Genomic DNA, 14,831 nt, shown 5'->3' with positions numbered 1-14,831 from the left:
CACGCGCCTCGTCATCGCGAGATGGTCTAGATCAACTTTTCCTCGACGACCTTCTTGCGGCCAGCCGGCGTCAGAGCCCAATAAAGCGCTCCCGATACGTAATTGCCGCCGGCGCACGTCGCGAGCCCTGCTTTATCGAGCTCGTCAAGATGGTATTGCAGCACGCTCTTCTCCATTTGGAGTTTGCGTGTCAGCACCGCTACGTCACGATCATCGATATTGGACGCGCGAAACAACGTCACCAGCACGCGGCTGGTGTCAGCGACGAGACCAGACGGTTGCGGGAGCTGATCGCGAAGCCCGGCGTTCTCTTTTTCCAGAATGGCAACGCGCTGGGTTAGCTCCGTAATGTGCTCGGTATATTTGTCTTCAGCGAGCTTCACGCGCTCACGAAGTGCGCCAGGGAGTGACACTTCCTCTAGCAGATCCAGCAACCACCCCATCAAAGCCTCTCCTGATTCGTTCGCGGGAAGAGTGACACGGCCAGCGAGCGCTTCGGCCGGCCTATACGCTTATCCCACCTATTCACAGGTGCCACAGGCGCGCGAAAGCCGCCCCAGAGGGGGGCTTGGCAATCGGTCGCAAATCAGGGAGTCTGTCCGTGGGCTTGATAACCCGGACTAGTGATGCGGCACTCCCGGTTGGCGCCGGAATGCCGTCTGCGCGAATGAGCCTTGGCGGGCTTTATAGCGCTTGGCTGCACCTTGGCGGGTGCGCCGAACCTGGCCATTATGGCCGGGAGCGGTGCGCTATGTCCAGAGCCTTCGGGCTTAAAAGCTGCCGGCCCGTCTCACTAGCGGGTTATCAACTCCCGGCTGCCGGTCTGACACCGGCGCGGCCTTGATAAGCCGAACCTAGTGAGAAACTCCCATGACCCTAGAACGCCCAATGTTCCCGCCTAGGCGGGAAGTCGAAACCATCGAGCCATTTGCCATGCAGGACATGTTCGTCGCGTCGCTGGTGCGTGTTGATCGCATCGGCTCTGTTCGGCGGCTGGTCTTTGCAGTGCCCGACGGAAGCGACCCGGACGTGCCCGTGCGCGTCGTTACGGCCCGCCTGGTGCTCCCGGTCGAAGCATTGGCGGAGATCGCCGCCCAGCTGCTCGATGTGCCCCTTGATGCCGGCGCCGGGGCCTTCGCGCCCCGCGGCGCAACCGTGAACTAGGGGAGGCCGGTGTCATGGATTCGAACATCGTCCAATTCCACAGTGCCGCCCGCAGGCCGGCGGCGCCGGCAGCGCCGATCGGCGAGGCATCGGTTATCGAATTCCCAAGTCCCGAATGTCGTGTTCTGTCGCCGCCTCGTGCGCAATGTTCAAAAACCGCGCATGGGCGAAAAAGCGCATTCGGCGACGATGAGTGGTATCGCGCTTTCGGACGGCAGTTGTTCGAGGCGCGGATTAAGGCACGCGTCTCGATCGAGGATGCTGCCGCCGCGGCAGGCCGGACCGTGGAGACCTGGCGCCATTACGAGATCACCGGAAGGGGGCGACTGACATTTCCGGTGCTCCGGTTCGCGAGGCGCTACGGTCTTCGGCTCGACGACATATTCGACGGAGCAAATGCGGCGCTCCGCGATATTGCCGAGACCGACCTAAGCAAGTGATACGATGAAGGCCTGCGCCAACGGGCGCAGGCCTTTTCTTTCGGTTTGGCCCCAAATTGTCCCCAAGTTCGCGTTGCGTTCGAAACGGGCCTGCGCTAAGCGATTGAAATTCCTGATCCGGAAGGGTGGCCGAGTGGTTTAAGGCACCGGTCTTGAAAACCGGCGTGCCCGCAAGGGTACCGTGGGTTCGAATCCCACCCCTTCCGCCAGTCAAGACCAAAAACCCAATGATTTCAATATTTGGCGGTTTTGGCTCACCAAAAGCTACTAACCAATACCGTAGCTTGCGCTTGGGTGAGCCAAGGTCTAATTGCCTAGACGGAACAAATAGTGAACGATATAGTGCGTGTCGAATCTACGGAGTACGTGCATGCTGGCATCGAATCCACTCGAAGGTGTGCAAGGAAACGCTCCGTTGGCAGGCGCAAAATTTTTTGATGAACGATCCGATCAATCGGAAACAAAAGCGAGGATCATCCAGAAATACTTCTACGCTTGGGCAAAAGTAATTATTCCCACGACGAAGCAACACGGCAAAAAGATCGCTTACATCGACCTCTATGCGGGACCGGGCCGTTACAAAGACGGCGCAGCCTCGACTCCGCTGTTGGTTTTAGAACACGCCATCAACGACAAGGATATGTGTTCGATGCTGGTAACGCTGTTCAACGATGCCAGTAAGGACCATTCCTCTAATCTTCAGCAGGAAATCGACGCGCTACCGGGCATTGAAAAGCTGAAATTCAAACCGGACGTTCAGTGCAACGAAGTCGGAGCGGACGCAGAGAAATTCTTTGCTGAACGGAACATAATTCCGTCGTTCACCTTTGTTGATCCGTTCGGTTACAAGGGCCTGTCGCTGAAGATTGTAAATGGCGTCATCAAGGATTGGGGATGCGACTGCGTATTTTTCTTCAATTATGGGCGCATCAATGCCGGGCTATCGAACGATAAAGTGAAACAACATATGGATGCTCTGTTCGGTGTGGAACGCGCCGACAATTTGCGAAAGAAGATCGAAGGAAAAACGCCTGATGCGCGTGAGACGCTAATCCTTGAAGAGCTATCACAGGCGATCAAAGGCATGGGCGGAAAATTCGTGCTTCCGTTTCGTTTCAAGCGTGGCGCGCGAACGTCGCACAGTTTGGTCTTTGTATCGAAGGCCTTCAAAGGCTATGAAATCATGAAAGGGATCATGGCGGGCGAAAGCTCGACCGATGATCAAGGCGTGGCATCCTTTACTTATTCGCCAGCCGACGCTTCAACGCCGCTACTATTTTCGCTATTGCAACCGTTCGACAAGCTACTAGCGGATTTGCCCAAGGTGTTTGCGGGCGAGACTTTAGCGATGCGCCAGATTTACGAAAATCATTCCGTTGATACTCCGTACACCGATAAGAATTACAAAGAGGCTCTTAGACAGCTGGAAGCAGCAGAAGTGATCACAGCTGATCCACCAGCAGCGAAGCGACCAAAACGGGCAGGCTCCGTCACCTTCGCAGATCACGTCAAGGTGACTTTCAGGTAGGATGCCGCAATGGCCACCAACTCACCAATCGAATGGACAGAAGCAACGTGGAATCCGGTGGCAGGGTGCACAATCCTGTCGCCGGGTTGCACCAATTGCTATGCGATGCGACTTGCTAGGCGATTGGAGGCCATGGGGCAACCAAAGTACGCGGGCACAACGCGCGTATCAGGTGGACGCGCCAAATGGAACGGCAAGATCGTTCTAGACGAAGCTGCCTTGAACATACCGCTGAAGTGGAAGACACCCAAAGTTATCTTCGTCAATTCGATGTCGGACCTGTTCCATGAGAACGTGCCGCTGGAATTCATCGGCAAGGTTTTTGATGTGATGCAACGTGCTCGACACCACACATTTCAAATTTTGACCAAACGTGCAGAACGGCTCGCTAGCATTGCGAACCAGCTGCCCTGGCCGAATAACGTCTGGATGGGCGTAAGCGTCGAAAACGACGAATATACCGATCGAATTGACCATCTGCGTTCGACACCGGCATTCATCAAGTTCTTGAGCCTCGAACCGTTGCTTGGCCCACTTGAGAACTTGGATCTTGAGGGCATCGACTGGGCTATTGCGGGCGGCGAAAGCGGTCCTGCCGCGCGCCCGATGGACCCGGATTGGGTACGATCGATTCGGGATCAATGCGTAGATGCGGGCGTTGCCTTCCACTTTAAGCAGTGGGGTGGAGTGCAAAAGAAGCAAACCGGTCGGGTGTTGGACGGGCGAACGTGGGATCAACTTCCAACTGCGAAGGCATCCGCGATTTCGGCTTAAAGCTAAGTTTTCACGCCAAATGGTCAGTAGTGCTGGTGAGCGGTGAAAAATGTCGAACGGCTTCAACGCAGATTACGGATGACGTTTCCGCCGCTCGTCCGCTCCAGCACGCTTTCCGGACATATCGGGCTCAACGTCGTAGAGTCCGCAAAGGGCCCCAGAAACGGACATGAGCCGCCGTAACAATGCGGGCAACTCGATGACTGATCGGCGAGGGCACGATTACGGGAGGGCTGGGCTGTCGCCCATCGCTTAATCGAACCGATCCAAAGTGTATCCGCTAGTAGCCGACCGGCCTTAACACCCGAACGGGGATCGGGGCGTTAATAAATACATCCGCCGCGGTTTTGCTGCGCAGTAGACTAACGTCGAGAATACAGTCGTCCAGCGGTGGCAATCCAGGTTTTACTCCTGTCTGTGTGCAAATATCACGCGCAGCATCCCTCTCTTGCGTAGGAAGATTTTCCGCAAATATCGGCTCTAACGGCCATCCACGGTGAATCTCTTTTTCACAGTCTCCGGATAACCAATCTGGACGAGCGATCCAGCTATTTCCGAAGCCCTGAAACTGCTTGTACGTAAAGGGACTTCTCAGTGGCTGCCCTTCCGCATTTACGGGGTCGTGCGTTGTCGGATCACCGCTTAATAAACCGCGCAAATTGTTACCAGAACTAGTTACGCCTAATCGAACCACCAGATTCATATAATTACCTGGGCTCTGATCGGCCGTTATCATATCGCCGCTTGCGCTTTCGACAGAGTACACTGACCCCTTCCGGGAAACGGTCACCCCGCCGGCGAGGTGCAAGGCGGGGGCGCCGTCTGGCAATGGAGTAGAGGTGCCATTAACTGCAAGACGGTTGTTTAAGCAAACGGACACACGAACACGCCCCATTTTTGCGGCTACAGCGGTGTTGAGCGCCACTGCAGGATTGCTCAACCGCTCTTGCCGGGCTTGAACAATTAACTCCGGGCCAGCCTGCACCAGCAGAAAATCTCCAGCCGCCTGAAAATCGTAATGTACTCCGTACAACGTAGTAATATGTGTATCACCGCTATCCGATCCGGTTAGATTATCGACACACTGATGGGATTTATTACTATATTCTTTTTGAACAGCATAAGACACGCCGTTTAGCGATAATGGATTGAGGATTTGCCAGGCGCAAATATCGCCTATTTCGTTTCCATCCGAGGCGAACCATGCATTTAAATCCGGATCGGTGATTGTCTCAAAAATTTCATGTGAGAAAACATTGTTTGTCGAGTCAACAAGAGTGCCATTAGGACCATTAGTCACCTGACAATTTGCAACGTTTTGGTACGGCTGCGCCTGATAGATTATATGAACTGGAGCGCCGGCTGCGTCGGTAGAGTCGAAAGATCCGTGATACGCACAAAACGCGAAGGTACCTCCGTTGCAGTTTGCGTCAGGGCAATAGCAGCTGGTGCTGTTATCAAAACACAGGTTTTGATTCTGAGGCAGAAAGATACTGTACATTCTATTGTATCCGCCACCTCCACCGCTTGGGTTTGCGGACTTAACAGCTGTTAGAACAAGAGCGCGCACCTGTGAATCGAGAAGTACGTGCGGCTGCGTTCCCGAAAGCTGTATCCCATTCGGATTGGTTGCATAGGCCTCAGCTGTCGTACGAACGTATTGATCCGCTATGTGCATAAATGGAACATTTATGCCCGCAAATAGGTTGGTCAGAAACGAATATGGATCTCCCCAGCAAGAGATTGCGCAATTAAGAACTATGAATGAATGTTGTGTGTTCGTAATTATCGGTCCGCCGTGAAATATTAGATCCCCGGACGGAACAAGATTTGGACGAGGATTTCTGACTAACTTGTCACAGTCAGGTGGGGCGGGCATTGTAGTGCCGCCTCCAGATCCTTTTTGAATGCCGAAAATATGACATCGAAAATTCGACATGTTGGGGATGGTAAGCTGATCCGCCGACGGGACGGTGATTGTCCTCATCTTTCATTTCGCCCGATACCTTGGGTGATGGGCGTTGTTGTTGCTGCGCATGCGCGCCGACAGCAAGAAACGCAGCTGACAATGCGGCTATCAATGCGAATGCCTTGTTCATGGCGCTCTTCCTCTCACTATTCGAGGCTCGCAATTGATCCGACAATCGCCGGATGCTGCTGTTTTGCGACCATGATCGCGCTTCCGAGTTGCTGGCGCAAGTAAAATCGCGCCTTGCGTGTCTGGCAAAGCGTCCAATCCACCTGTCGTATACGCCGAAGCGGCACCCCCATGATTGCCTGCGTTAAGGCGCGCCTCGCTCATCGTTCCGTCTGGTAGCTGTTTCTCAGCCCGCTGTGATGATCTGGACCGGCCAGTCTTGCTTCAGGCTGGGAGCGAACTCGGCGTGTTGCAGAAGCCGCACAAGATCATCAAGTGCGTTCTTGTCGCGCAGGAAGGACAGCATAGGGGCCGGCCCGCCGACATTGCGGTTTTCGATCGTGCGGTCGAGAGCGGCGAGGTTCACGTAGGCCGTCTTCAGCGCATCAACTGCGCTGGCGTAGGCTACGCCGGCAGCGGCTCGCTGGGTCATCAGTTGCGACAGTGTGCTCATTTGGCGGTTCTCCTACAGCTATGCGGCTGCACGAGATCGGCCGTTCGAGCCGGACCGTCAAAAATAGCTGATCAAGATCAGAAGGGGCTACAAAGCGTTACGAGCGGTCATGAGCGGTCATCGGGCGGATATCGCGTGACGATTTCCGATTTCCACAGCCATATAAACCGCGATGGTTAGACAATTGGGTGAGTGCGCGAAAATCACTAGCGATGACAATGCGCCGGGAGGAGGGCGCGTCCGCCAATCCACCGAGACATTCCCCGGACGCCTTGTGTACATCCGACAAGGCGTCCGGGGCCTGCCCATGAACCCCGGCGATAGGCGCGCTTGGTTTTATTCTTGATGGTGTGCGCGAGTGCTATATCGGTGATTACGTCTGGGTGCACGGTTGTATCTTCCGCCCAATCTTGGAACGATGATCTGAAACCATGTACGGTGATGCCTTCGCGCATTCCGCGTAGCATTTCCAACATACTCATGTCGCTGAGCGGCTTGCCATGCTTCATACCGGGAAACACATAAGGATTGCCATCGATCGTTGGCAGCGTCCGCAATAGCTGAACAGCGGCATCCGACAAGGGGACGCGATGTTCAACGCCCGCTTTCATACGTTCCGCGGGGATGATCCAGATCGCATTATCTAGATCGAATTCGGTCCGTTGGGAGTTTAGCGTTTCGTTCGTCCGCGTTGCGCAGAGAATTGTCAGCATCAATGCCTTTGCGCTGTAATCGGCTTTGTCACGCAATTCGGTCATGAATGAGGGGAGTTCTTTCCAGTCCATCGCGGTGAAATGTCCTCTCGATTGCTTCCCGTTCAGCCAGTGTTCAAGGTGATCTTTCCATTGCGCCGGATTGTGATGGTTGGTCCAAATGTCGCGCGTTTCGGGGTTGGTTATCCCTTTCGCCTTCGCGGCGCCGATCACGGTTTCGATTCTCATACGGACGCGTGATGCTGTTTCGCGTGCGCCTGTCCAAAGCGTGCCTTTCTTTCCTGCGCGCTCATGATCCTGCCGCAAGACCTTCAACACATCATCGGTCGTGATCTCGTGCGGGAGTGACTTGCCGATGATCGGATATGCATAGGTTTCCAGTGTGTTTTCCCACTGCTGAAGGTGTTTGGCATTCTTCCAACCATCCTTGTGTTGGGCGATGTAGTCGCGGGCGACTTCCTCGAATGTATCGACGGCTATTCGGTTGACCGTTGTGGCCGCCGTAGCGGTCGTTGCAGCGTCCGCGTCTCGTTCGGCCAACGGGTCGCGACCTGCCTTGATCAGCTTGCGCAGTTCTGCAGCTTGCCATTCGAGGGCCTTCAGCCCGGCTACATCGATCGGCTGGTACGGCTCCAAGGTCATCAGTCGCCGCCGACCGTCTCCCGTGGAATAGCGGAGCGCCCAGAAGGCTGAGCCGCTTTTGGCGACTGCAAGGCATAGCCCGCGTTCGTGCGCCCACATGCCCGGCTGAGCGGCCTGGACAAGGCTTTGAATGGTTTTGAGGGTGAGACCTTTTTTGGGGCTTGCTGGCTGGGGTCTGTGTGGATTTGGTGCGTGCACTGCTGGCGACCTCGCTGGTTAATCGCCACGCTAGACATTCACCTTTCCGAGTTCACCACTGCTCTTTGCGCCTGTTTCCTCATGATTGCTCATGATCGTCTAAACTTGGGGATAGCGAAACATGCTCAGTGAGTTAAGGTGCGCTCGTGATCGCTAGTGACGTCGCGTGACGCCCCAACGCTAAGGTCACCCCTTCCGCCAATCTATCCGACCGGGGTATGTCAGTCGGGCTTTCCCGGGCAGGTGATCGGTGAATCAGACGTTCAATCCGGCCACGCTCGACAAGCTGAAGCTCCGCATTCAGGCGTTGCGCGCCAAAACCATCGCCAACGGCTGCACGGAGGACGAGGCGCTGTCTGCCGCCGCCAAGGTCGCCGAGTTGCTGGATCGCCACGATTTGTCGCTCTCCGACGTCGAGCTGCGCGCCTCGTCGTGCGAACGGAGGGTCTACGAGACCCATCGCAAGAAGCGAATTCCCCTGGACGACTGCATCGGCGCGATCGCTCATTTCTGCGATTGTCGGGTCTGGCGCGAGAAGAACGCGGCCGGCGAGAGCAGCTATGTGTTCTTCGGTCTCGGCGCGGATGTCGAGGTCGCGCATTATCTGGCCGAGTTGATCGACGGCGCCGTGCGCGCCGAGCTTGGCCGCTTCAAGACCTCGGTCGACTACAGCAGGTTCCGGCACCAGCAGCGGCATCTGGCCAATGCCTCCTTCGCGCTCGGAATGGTGGCGTCGATCGCGGACAGGCTGGTGGCGATCAAGGCCAGTCGCGATCAGGTCAACGAAGGCACCGGCCGCGGGCTGGTCGTCCTTAAGACCTCGGTGGTCGATGCGGAATTCGACAAGCTCGACCTCAAGCTGCGGACCCAGCGCAGCGCCGGCCGGATGGTGTCGATGACGGCCTATGAAGCCGGCGGCGCTGCGGGAGCGTCGCTGGCCATCAATCCCGGCCTTGGCGAGTCGCGGTCAGGGACCGCATCCAAGGGAAGCTGATCGCATCGGGGAGGGGCGCGGTTCAGCCGGGAGTGAGAGCATGGCGATGTCATTCCGTTAATTAGCTGCCCTCTGTCGTCTATGCTGCCAGTGCTAGTAAAGTGCAGCGTCACCGAAATTACGTAATCGAGTCTTCCGCAGTTACGCTGCGCGACGAGTTGTTATAGGGGCCTCCCTCGTGGATGATTGGTCTGCAGCGTTCCACGACAGCGCCTAACTCTGGTATCGAAACAAAAACCCGCGGCGGATTTCTCCCCGCGGGTTCGAACCTTCTTAGGAAGGCGCCTTACAAGCCCCCGTGCGGCTTGGCGGGCGGCCCGCTCTTACTTCCCGGCAAGCCCGCAATCTCTGCCGTGTCCTGATTCTTGATGGCCGGGTTCGCCTGGTCCTTCGCCGCAGTGGAACCAACTGTCATCCCTCGATGCACAGCGGGACCATTCTTGTTTCCAGCAAAGCCTGGAATCCCGGCGCCCGAGTTCTGCGCACTCGGAACCGAAACCGAGAGGTCCAGCCGGCCGGTTTGCGGCGCCGCCATCGCAGACGACGTTGCGAGCGCGATGACGATTGCGCTTGCTATGAGCTTCATGTCTGTCTCCAGTAGCTGCGCCCCACAACGGTCGAACGTCAGCCGCCAGCTGCGGTTTCTGCATTGACGGAATTTAAGATATCACACGTGCTGCGTGAATTGATCTATGGGGCGTTGGAACACGGCCATAGGCAGGGAGCGGCATGATGGCAGTTGAAGAGAGGGACCTCAATAACAGGGGGCACTAAGCTCGGGGCAAACTCGGCGTGTTGCAGAAGTCGCACGAGATCATCAAGTACGTTCTTATCACGCAGAAAGGACGGCACTGGCACCGGTCCGCCAACGTTTCGCGGCGCTGATGTTCGGCCCGACTTCGAGCGCGACAACAGCAGCTTGCATCAAGGCTATCGAAAGAGGAGGTGACCGAAGGATTTGAGCAGCCTTACTCCAACTCGATTGTGTCGACCCGGAAGCACGGCAAGCATCTGTAAGCATGTACTGCTGGCAGGTTTGCAATCTGTGGCAGTGTCGCAAGATAATCCATCGGCCGCCCGCACTTATTGCAGATGAGGATAGGTGGAATGTCCCTCGTTCGGCCGTCGGCCATTACCCAGCGCTCACGCTCACAGGCGTGGCAGCATAGTTTTGGACGATGCTGATCACAGCCCCGGTGAACTACTGAGGATTATCGGAATTTGGCAAAGGCCCCGCCAGCGCGAACCGGCCGCCCAGCCTTTACCGCCTCAGCCGTCGGCGGTGCGTCATCCAGCCGTTGCCGGGCGCCCTTCTGTACAATTGGTGCGGGGGTACGCCTCAGTCGTCCCAGAGGCGCTTGCCGCACGGGCATTCGAACATGTGAGTGATGTCTCCACTGTCAGAGTCCACCACCGTTCGTACAAGCTTCATTTTCTGGCCGCAGATTCGGCAGGGTTTGCTTGAGTTGTCCTCGACAACGCAAATCTTCTCGGCGCGAAATATTTCCATGAGTCTCGCCCCCATCCGAGGTGACCTAGTGGAGATTACAAACCTATTGAAGCGGGGAAATTGGAAGAAGTCGGTACGAAGCCGCGACGCATTTACGCCTGTACACGGACCAAATCAAGACGCGCCAGCTATCCTGACGACCTTTTTGGGTACCTCATTAGATGGGCCCAATAGTGGGACGGAGCGATGTTCATCCTCTTACAAGCTTGGGCTGATGTAGTCCCTGTGCAAAACGGTAGGTCGTTTGGCACCATCGAACAGAATGGTGATGCCGGTCGTCCGAGAGCTTGTGGCGACAACGATGCCAGCCTTGCCAGCCAATTCCGGGCAACGAATTGTTCCGAGGTCGCTGAGCTTGAAACGCGCGCCGACCGCAATCTCTGTTCTCAAATCCATGGTTGCGCCTCCAAAAAGAGACAGATCGCAATGAAATGGGATACCCCGAGTAGCAAACTTCTTCAGAAATACCGCTAATCATACGCGGCAATTGTTTCAGGACCGTTTCATGGTCCGAGATTTGCGTTGCGTGGGAGACGGGTTCGCCTGCGTTTCGCGGAGGACGCTCCGAACGTGGAAGAGTTGCCCTGGGCTCGGCTCATCTCCGCGCCCGGCCTTGACGTACCCTCGTTGCCGCTTCCCGTGCCACGCATCGAAAGCAGCCTTGATCTCCGCGCCTCGGGCGACCAATTCTTCTCATGCTGGTATCAGCAGACGGACACGTGATTTTTTGATTTCGGAATAATCGCATTTTGCCACTGTTTTGCCCGACGCGTCAAATGGTTTTTGCGGGAATGCCTGGCGTCGGCGCACAAGTCCTTGATCCAACAGGCATGGGCTACTGTGCATGGGGTTGTTTTCGATCTTTCGGCATGTCCGGCCGGCGCGCCACACGGAACTTTTTCCTCACCGTCGCGTTATCTTGGCATGACAGAAGATCTTTCCTTCCGACGCAAACCGCTGACCCCTGAACAGCGCCAGGCGCGCGATGCGGCGCGCCGCGTCGAGGCCGAGAAGGCCATGCGCGACCACGAGGCCGCGCAGAAGGCGTTTTATGAGAATCGGGAACGGCTGAAGGCCGAGCGGCTGGCCCGAGAGGCGGCCGCGGCAAAAGTCTGACGGCCAACGGGACCGATCGGTCATGACCACGTTCGACAAGCGCGAGCAGGGCTTCGAGGCCAAATTCGCCCACGACGAGGAGCTCATGTTCAAGGCCGCAGCCCGGTCCAACAAGCTGCTCGGGCTCTGGGCCGCTGGTCAGCTCGGACTCAGCGCCGATGCGGCAGCAGCTTACGCGACGGCGCTGGTCACGGACAATCTGGCCAACCAGACGATGACCCTGAGCAAGGTATCGAGCGATCTCGCGGCGAAAGGGATTTCGCGCGAGCAGGTCGCGCAGAAGCTTCAGGAATGCCTGCACCAGGCGCTGGCGCAGGTCGCAGCCGCAGCGAGCAAAGCCGGCGATTGATCACTTCACTCGGCCTGCCTGCACTCGGCCTGCCTGCACGCGGTGGCGTCGCTGAACTTGTCGACGACGACGATGCCAGAGACTACGAAGGTTACGAGGATTAGCCGAAGGCCAGGGCGACGAGGCTCGAGCAGAGCAGGACCAGACCGCCTGCGGTCAGTGCCAGAAAGCCGTCGGATACCAGGTCATGTTTGCGCATGGGACACCTGCCGCTCTCGTCTTTGATGCTCGATCGGATTGATTAAGATTGTCCGAACCTGCCGCCATGAAGAGGTGATGCAATGTCGCCCGCGCGTGCCGTCAGGCCCTCGTGCGGTAGCCTTCAAACGCGTGGGCCAAAAAGATCCCCGCGCTTACCAGACCCATCAGTGCCGAAACCGTCTCGATCATCGTTAAATTCCAATCCCGCCCCTGCAGCTGAGAAAACGCGGGCGGCCTTGCACAGTCAAAAGAATTCCGGTGAAGCCGGCGACAATGGGGGTGGAGTGAGCTTTTGGCGCAACAGCTTGTGCGGGTCTGGCACAAAGGAGGCGGTGCCGAAGCCCTCGCGCTCCGTAGATCAGCGGAGAATGCCAAACGTCCTGTTTACCATCCCGGCGCGAACGCTGTGGGCTCCCCATTTCCGCCGTGTTCGAGTTGCGTTATCGTTACCGCCTCTGAGACGGTGGTGGGCCGCCTCGGAGCTTGAGGTCCGGAAGGCACTCCCTGCAGGCAAGCGGGTTGGGGCCGGCTCCGGCGAAATGGTATTTGGGGCGAATGGGAATCCGACGGTCAGATTCGGTGGTGCGGGCGGCGCGTAGCGTCGCGGCGGTCGCCACCTGCCTGGCGCTCGCCAATTGCGCCTCGTCCAACAAGTTCGCCAGCCGGGTCGATCCCAAATACGGCGTGTCCTCCAGCCCGCGAGTCGTGGCCTGGGGCGATCCCGTCCCCAAGGGCGGCGGCACTTATCGCGTCGGCAAGCCCTATATGGTTGCAGGCCGGACCTACGTGCCGGAGGAGGACGTCAACTACCGCGCCGAGGGCCTGGCGTCCTGGTACGGTGACGATTTCCATGGCCGCCAGACCGCCAATGGCGAAGTGTTCGACATGGGCTCGCTGACGGCGGCACATCCGACCCTGCCGATGCCGTCCTATGCGCGGGTCACCAACCTGTCGAACGGCAAGTCGCTGGTCGTCCGCGTCAATGACCGCGGCCCCTATCACGGCAACCGCCTCATCGACGTCTCGAACAAGGCCGCTGAACTGCTTGAATTCAAAGGCAATGGCGTTGCCAGGGTCCGCGTCGAATATGTCGGCCGGGCGCCGCTCGAAGGCTCCGACGACCGCCAGCTGATGGCGACCTTGCGCACCGGTGTTCCCGCGCCGTCGCCCTCGATGGTCCGGGTCGCCTCGGCGCGGCCGTTCGTGCCGGAGCTGTCGTCGAGCCGCGGCGCCATCCGGGGCGATGTCCCGATGCCGGAGGGGCGGCCGTATTCGCTCGGCAACACCTCGGCCGACGTCGCCTCGATCAATGCGACCTCGGAGATGTCGGCCTCGAGCCGCAGCCGGGGCCGAGCGTTCCAGAATGCTCGCCAGGTATCCTATGACGAGGACGGCCGCTATGCCGCCGAGAGCGGTCCTGCGGCTTCCGGTGACGGCGCAGCCGAAGCCCGCAGCATCCTGACCGGCCGCGGCCTCTACTGATCCCGGAATACGAGGCGCCCCCTAGCGCGACGCCGCGTCGCGCAGGAAGCTCACGAGTGCGGCGTTGACCTCGTTCGGCCGCTCCTGCTGCACCCAATGGCCGGCGCCCTCGATGATCAGTTTGCGCGTCAGGTTAGGCAGCACGCGCTCCAGCTCGTTGACGCGCTTGGCGCCGATCAGGCCGGTGATGACGGCGTCCTGCGCACCTGCGATGAAGAGGGAGGGCTGCTGGATCTGCGCGCCCTGCCAGGGCGCCGTCAGCTCCCAATTGCGGTCGAGGTTGCGATACCAGTTCAGCCCGCCGCGGAATCCCGACTTGCGGAAGGCTTCGGTGAAATGGGCGAGATCGTCCTCGCTCAGCCACGCCGGCAGCGGCTCCTCGGTGCTGGCTTGGCCGAGAAAGCCCTTGCCCTCCTGCACGAACATCGCCGCGTTCGGATCGGCAAGCCCACGTCCGCCGAGCACGGTGCGCATGGTGCGGGCGACGTCACGCTCGAACTCGGTCTCGGCGACGCCGGGCGCCTGAAAGTACTGCCAGTAGAAATTGGTGATGCCGCCCTGGCGCAGCAGCTCGAGCGGCTTGCCGCGTCCGCGGAATGGCGGCGGCACGCTCAGGCCGGCAACGGCCGTAAAGATATCGGGGCGGAACAGCGCCGCATGCCAGGCGACCGGCGCACCCCAGTCGTGGCCGACCACCATCGCCTTGGTCGCGCCGAGCGCCTGGACCAGGCCGACGACGTCGCCTACCAGGTCGAAGATCGAATAGGCGGTCACGTCAGGCGGCGCCGCACTCTGGCCGTAGCCGCGCATGTCCGGGGCCACGACATGAAAGCCTGCAGCCGCGAGCGCCGGGATCTGATGCCGCCAGGAATAGGATAGTTCCGGCCAGCCATGGCACAGCACCACCAGCGGCCCCTGGCCGGCCTCGCGGATGAAGAGATCGATTCCGTTGGCCTTGATCGCTCGGGTGGTCGACATCGCTTTTCCGCCTTGTTTCAGGGGTTTGGTCGAGAAACATGAGATGTCACGATAGGGACGCGAGGAGAATCGTGCAATCTCGCAGGCAAGCACCGATCCTCATGTTGTTCGCACCGGTGCCAACTGTTAGAACGCCGCTCTCAGGGCTTCG

General features: G+C 58.3%; 16 protein-coding genes and 1 tRNA gene. 9 read left to right on the top strand and 8 right to left on the bottom strand.

What is annotated here, in order from left to right:
* Positions 1-26: 26 nt before the first annotated feature.
* On the bottom strand, positions 27-443 hold the full coding sequence (locus tag ABID59_RS07085; RefSeq protein ID WP_354082895.1) for a hypothetical protein: 417 nt from the start codon (positions 441-443) through the stop codon (positions 27-29).
* A gap of 427 nt (positions 444-870) precedes the next feature.
* Between ABID59_RS07085 and ABID59_RS07080 the strand changes: the two genes are divergently transcribed.
* From ABID59_RS07080 to ABID59_RS07060, 5 genes are all read left to right on the top strand, one after another.
* The gene (locus tag ABID59_RS07080) at positions 871-1,164 is read left to right on the top strand and encodes a hypothetical protein (protein ID WP_354082894.1); all 294 of its coding nucleotides are present in this window, start codon (positions 871-873) and stop codon (positions 1,162-1,164) included.
* Between the two features lie 14 nt (positions 1,165-1,178).
* Entirely contained in the window at positions 1,179-1,604 is a 426-nt protein-coding gene (locus ABID59_RS07075) for a helix-turn-helix domain-containing protein (RefSeq protein WP_354082893.1), read from the top strand.
* A 119-nt stretch (positions 1,605-1,723) separates the two neighbouring features.
* Positions 1,724-1,813, top strand: a tRNA-Ser gene (locus ABID59_RS07070).
* A 161-nt stretch (positions 1,814-1,974) separates the two neighbouring features.
* The gene (locus ABID59_RS07065; protein ID WP_354082892.1) at positions 1,975-3,132 is read left to right on the top strand and encodes a three-Cys-motif partner protein TcmP; all 1,158 of its coding nucleotides are present in this window, start codon (positions 1,975-1,977) and stop codon (positions 3,130-3,132) included.
* A gap of 9 nt (positions 3,133-3,141) precedes the next feature.
* Entirely contained in the window at positions 3,142-3,906 is a 765-nt protein-coding gene (locus ABID59_RS07060; protein WP_354082891.1) for a DUF5131 family protein, read from the top strand.
* Between the two features lie 280 nt (positions 3,907-4,186).
* Here the strand turns inward: ABID59_RS07060 and ABID59_RS07055 are convergent, their stop codons facing one another.
* From ABID59_RS07055 to ABID59_RS07040, 4 genes are all read right to left on the bottom strand, one after another.
* The gene (locus tag ABID59_RS07055) at positions 4,187-5,407 is read right to left on the bottom strand and encodes a VWD domain-containing protein (RefSeq protein ID WP_354082890.1); all 1,221 of its coding nucleotides are present in this window, start codon (positions 5,405-5,407) and stop codon (positions 4,187-4,189) included.
* Between the two features lie 361 nt (positions 5,408-5,768).
* Positions 5,769-6,005 (bottom strand): hypothetical protein, encoded by a 237-nt coding sequence (locus ABID59_RS07050; protein WP_354082889.1) that lies wholly within the window; start codon positions 6,003-6,005, stop codon positions 5,769-5,771.
* 225 nt (positions 6,006-6,230) lie between these two features.
* Positions 6,231-6,497 carry a hypothetical protein gene (locus tag ABID59_RS07045; protein ID WP_354082888.1) on the bottom strand — a complete coding sequence of 89 codons (267 nt, stop codon included), beginning with the start codon at positions 6,495-6,497 and terminating at the stop codon, positions 6,231-6,233.
* Between the two features lie 206 nt (positions 6,498-6,703).
* Positions 6,704-8,050, bottom strand: a complete 1,347-nt coding sequence (locus tag ABID59_RS07040) for a tyrosine-type recombinase/integrase (RefSeq protein WP_354082887.1) — start codon at positions 8,048-8,050, stop codon at positions 6,704-6,706.
* A gap of 250 nt (positions 8,051-8,300) precedes the next feature.
* On the opposite strand from ABID59_RS07040, the gene ABID59_RS07035 reads away from it, so the two are divergent.
* Entirely contained in the window at positions 8,301-9,044 is a 744-nt protein-coding gene (locus ABID59_RS07035; RefSeq protein WP_354082886.1) for a DUF7168 domain-containing protein, read from the top strand.
* Positions 9,045-9,330: 286 nt separating this feature from the next.
* Here the strand turns inward: ABID59_RS07035 and ABID59_RS07030 are convergent, their stop codons facing one another.
* Together ABID59_RS07030 and ABID59_RS07025 are read right to left on the bottom strand one after the other, a co-directional pair.
* Positions 9,331-9,630 carry a hypothetical protein gene (locus ABID59_RS07030; RefSeq protein WP_148749245.1) on the bottom strand — a complete coding sequence of 100 codons (300 nt, stop codon included), beginning with the start codon at positions 9,628-9,630 and terminating at the stop codon, positions 9,331-9,333.
* Positions 9,631-10,752: 1,122 nt separating this feature from the next.
* A complete protein-coding gene (locus tag ABID59_RS07025; RefSeq protein WP_148749244.1) occupies positions 10,753-10,950 on the bottom strand; it encodes a hypothetical protein in 198 nt (65 codons plus the stop codon).
* A 528-nt stretch (positions 10,951-11,478) separates the two neighbouring features.
* Here ABID59_RS07025 and ABID59_RS07020 point away from each other — a divergent pair.
* From ABID59_RS07020 to ABID59_RS07010, 3 genes are all read left to right on the top strand, one after another.
* Positions 11,479-11,670 carry a hypothetical protein gene (locus ABID59_RS07020; RefSeq protein WP_148749352.1) on the top strand — a complete coding sequence of 64 codons (192 nt, stop codon included), beginning with the start codon at positions 11,479-11,481 and terminating at the stop codon, positions 11,668-11,670.
* 22 nt (positions 11,671-11,692) lie between these two features.
* On the top strand, positions 11,693-12,019 hold the full coding sequence (locus ABID59_RS07015) for a DUF1476 domain-containing protein (RefSeq protein WP_148749243.1): 327 nt from the start codon (positions 11,693-11,695) through the stop codon (positions 12,017-12,019).
* Between the two features lie 756 nt (positions 12,020-12,775).
* Positions 12,776-13,702: a septal ring lytic transglycosylase RlpA family protein gene (locus tag ABID59_RS07010; protein ID WP_354034513.1), complete on the top strand. Its 927-nt coding sequence runs from the start codon at positions 12,776-12,778 to the stop codon at positions 13,700-13,702.
* 21 nt (positions 13,703-13,723) lie between these two features.
* On the opposite strand, the gene ABID59_RS07005 is transcribed toward ABID59_RS07010, so the two are convergent.
* Positions 13,724-14,680: an alpha/beta fold hydrolase gene (locus ABID59_RS07005; RefSeq protein WP_354082885.1), complete on the bottom strand. Its 957-nt coding sequence runs from the start codon at positions 14,678-14,680 to the stop codon at positions 13,724-13,726.
* Positions 14,681-14,831: the final 151 nt, after the last annotated feature.

Origin of the sequence: Bradyrhizobium sp. S3.3.6, assembly GCF_040546905.1 — a bacterium.
In the GTDB taxonomy this organism is placed as follows: domain Bacteria; phylum Pseudomonadota; class Alphaproteobacteria; order Rhizobiales; family Xanthobacteraceae; genus Bradyrhizobium; species Bradyrhizobium cytisi.
The sequence above is the reverse complement of the archived record's forward strand: the minus strand, read 5'-3'. Positions and strand labels throughout refer to the sequence as shown.

Coding starts and splice junctions, on each gene's coding strand:
- ABID59_RS07085 (WP_354082895.1), bottom strand. CDS start 443: ATGGGGTGGTTGCTGGATCTGCTAGAGGAAGTGTCACTCCCTGGCGCA.
- ABID59_RS07080 (WP_354082894.1), top strand. CDS start 871: ATGACCCTAGAACGCCCAATGTTCCCGCCTAGGCGGGAAGTCGAAACC.
- ABID59_RS07075 (WP_354082893.1), top strand. CDS start 1,179: ATGGATTCGAACATCGTCCAATTCCACAGTGCCGCCCGCAGGCCGGCG.
- ABID59_RS07065 (WP_354082892.1), top strand. CDS start 1,975: ATGCTGGCATCGAATCCACTCGAAGGTGTGCAAGGAAACGCTCCGTTG.
- ABID59_RS07060 (WP_354082891.1), top strand. CDS start 3,142: ATGGCCACCAACTCACCAATCGAATGGACAGAAGCAACGTGGAATCCG.
- ABID59_RS07055 (WP_354082890.1), bottom strand. CDS start 5,407: ATGTACAGTATCTTTCTGCCTCAGAATCAAAACCTGTGTTTTGATAAC.
- ABID59_RS07050 (WP_354082889.1), bottom strand. CDS start 6,005: ATGAACAAGGCATTCGCATTGATAGCCGCATTGTCAGCTGCGTTTCTT.
- ABID59_RS07045 (WP_354082888.1), bottom strand. CDS start 6,497: ATGAGCACACTGTCGCAACTGATGACCCAGCGAGCCGCTGCCGGCGTA.
- ABID59_RS07030 (WP_148749245.1), bottom strand. CDS start 9,630: ATGAAGCTCATAGCAAGCGCAATCGTCATCGCGCTCGCAACGTCGTCT.
- ABID59_RS07025 (WP_148749244.1), bottom strand. CDS start 10,950: ATGGATTTGAGAACAGAGATTGCGGTCGGCGCGCGTTTCAAGCTCAGC.
- ABID59_RS07020 (WP_148749352.1), top strand. CDS start 11,479: ATGACAGAAGATCTTTCCTTCCGACGCAAACCGCTGACCCCTGAACAG.
- ABID59_RS07015 (WP_148749243.1), top strand. CDS start 11,693: ATGACCACGTTCGACAAGCGCGAGCAGGGCTTCGAGGCCAAATTCGCC.
- ABID59_RS07010 (WP_354034513.1), top strand. CDS start 12,776: ATGGGAATCCGACGGTCAGATTCGGTGGTGCGGGCGGCGCGTAGCGTC.
- ABID59_RS07005 (WP_354082885.1), bottom strand. CDS start 14,680: ATGTCGACCACCCGAGCGATCAAGGCCAACGGAATCGATCTCTTCATC.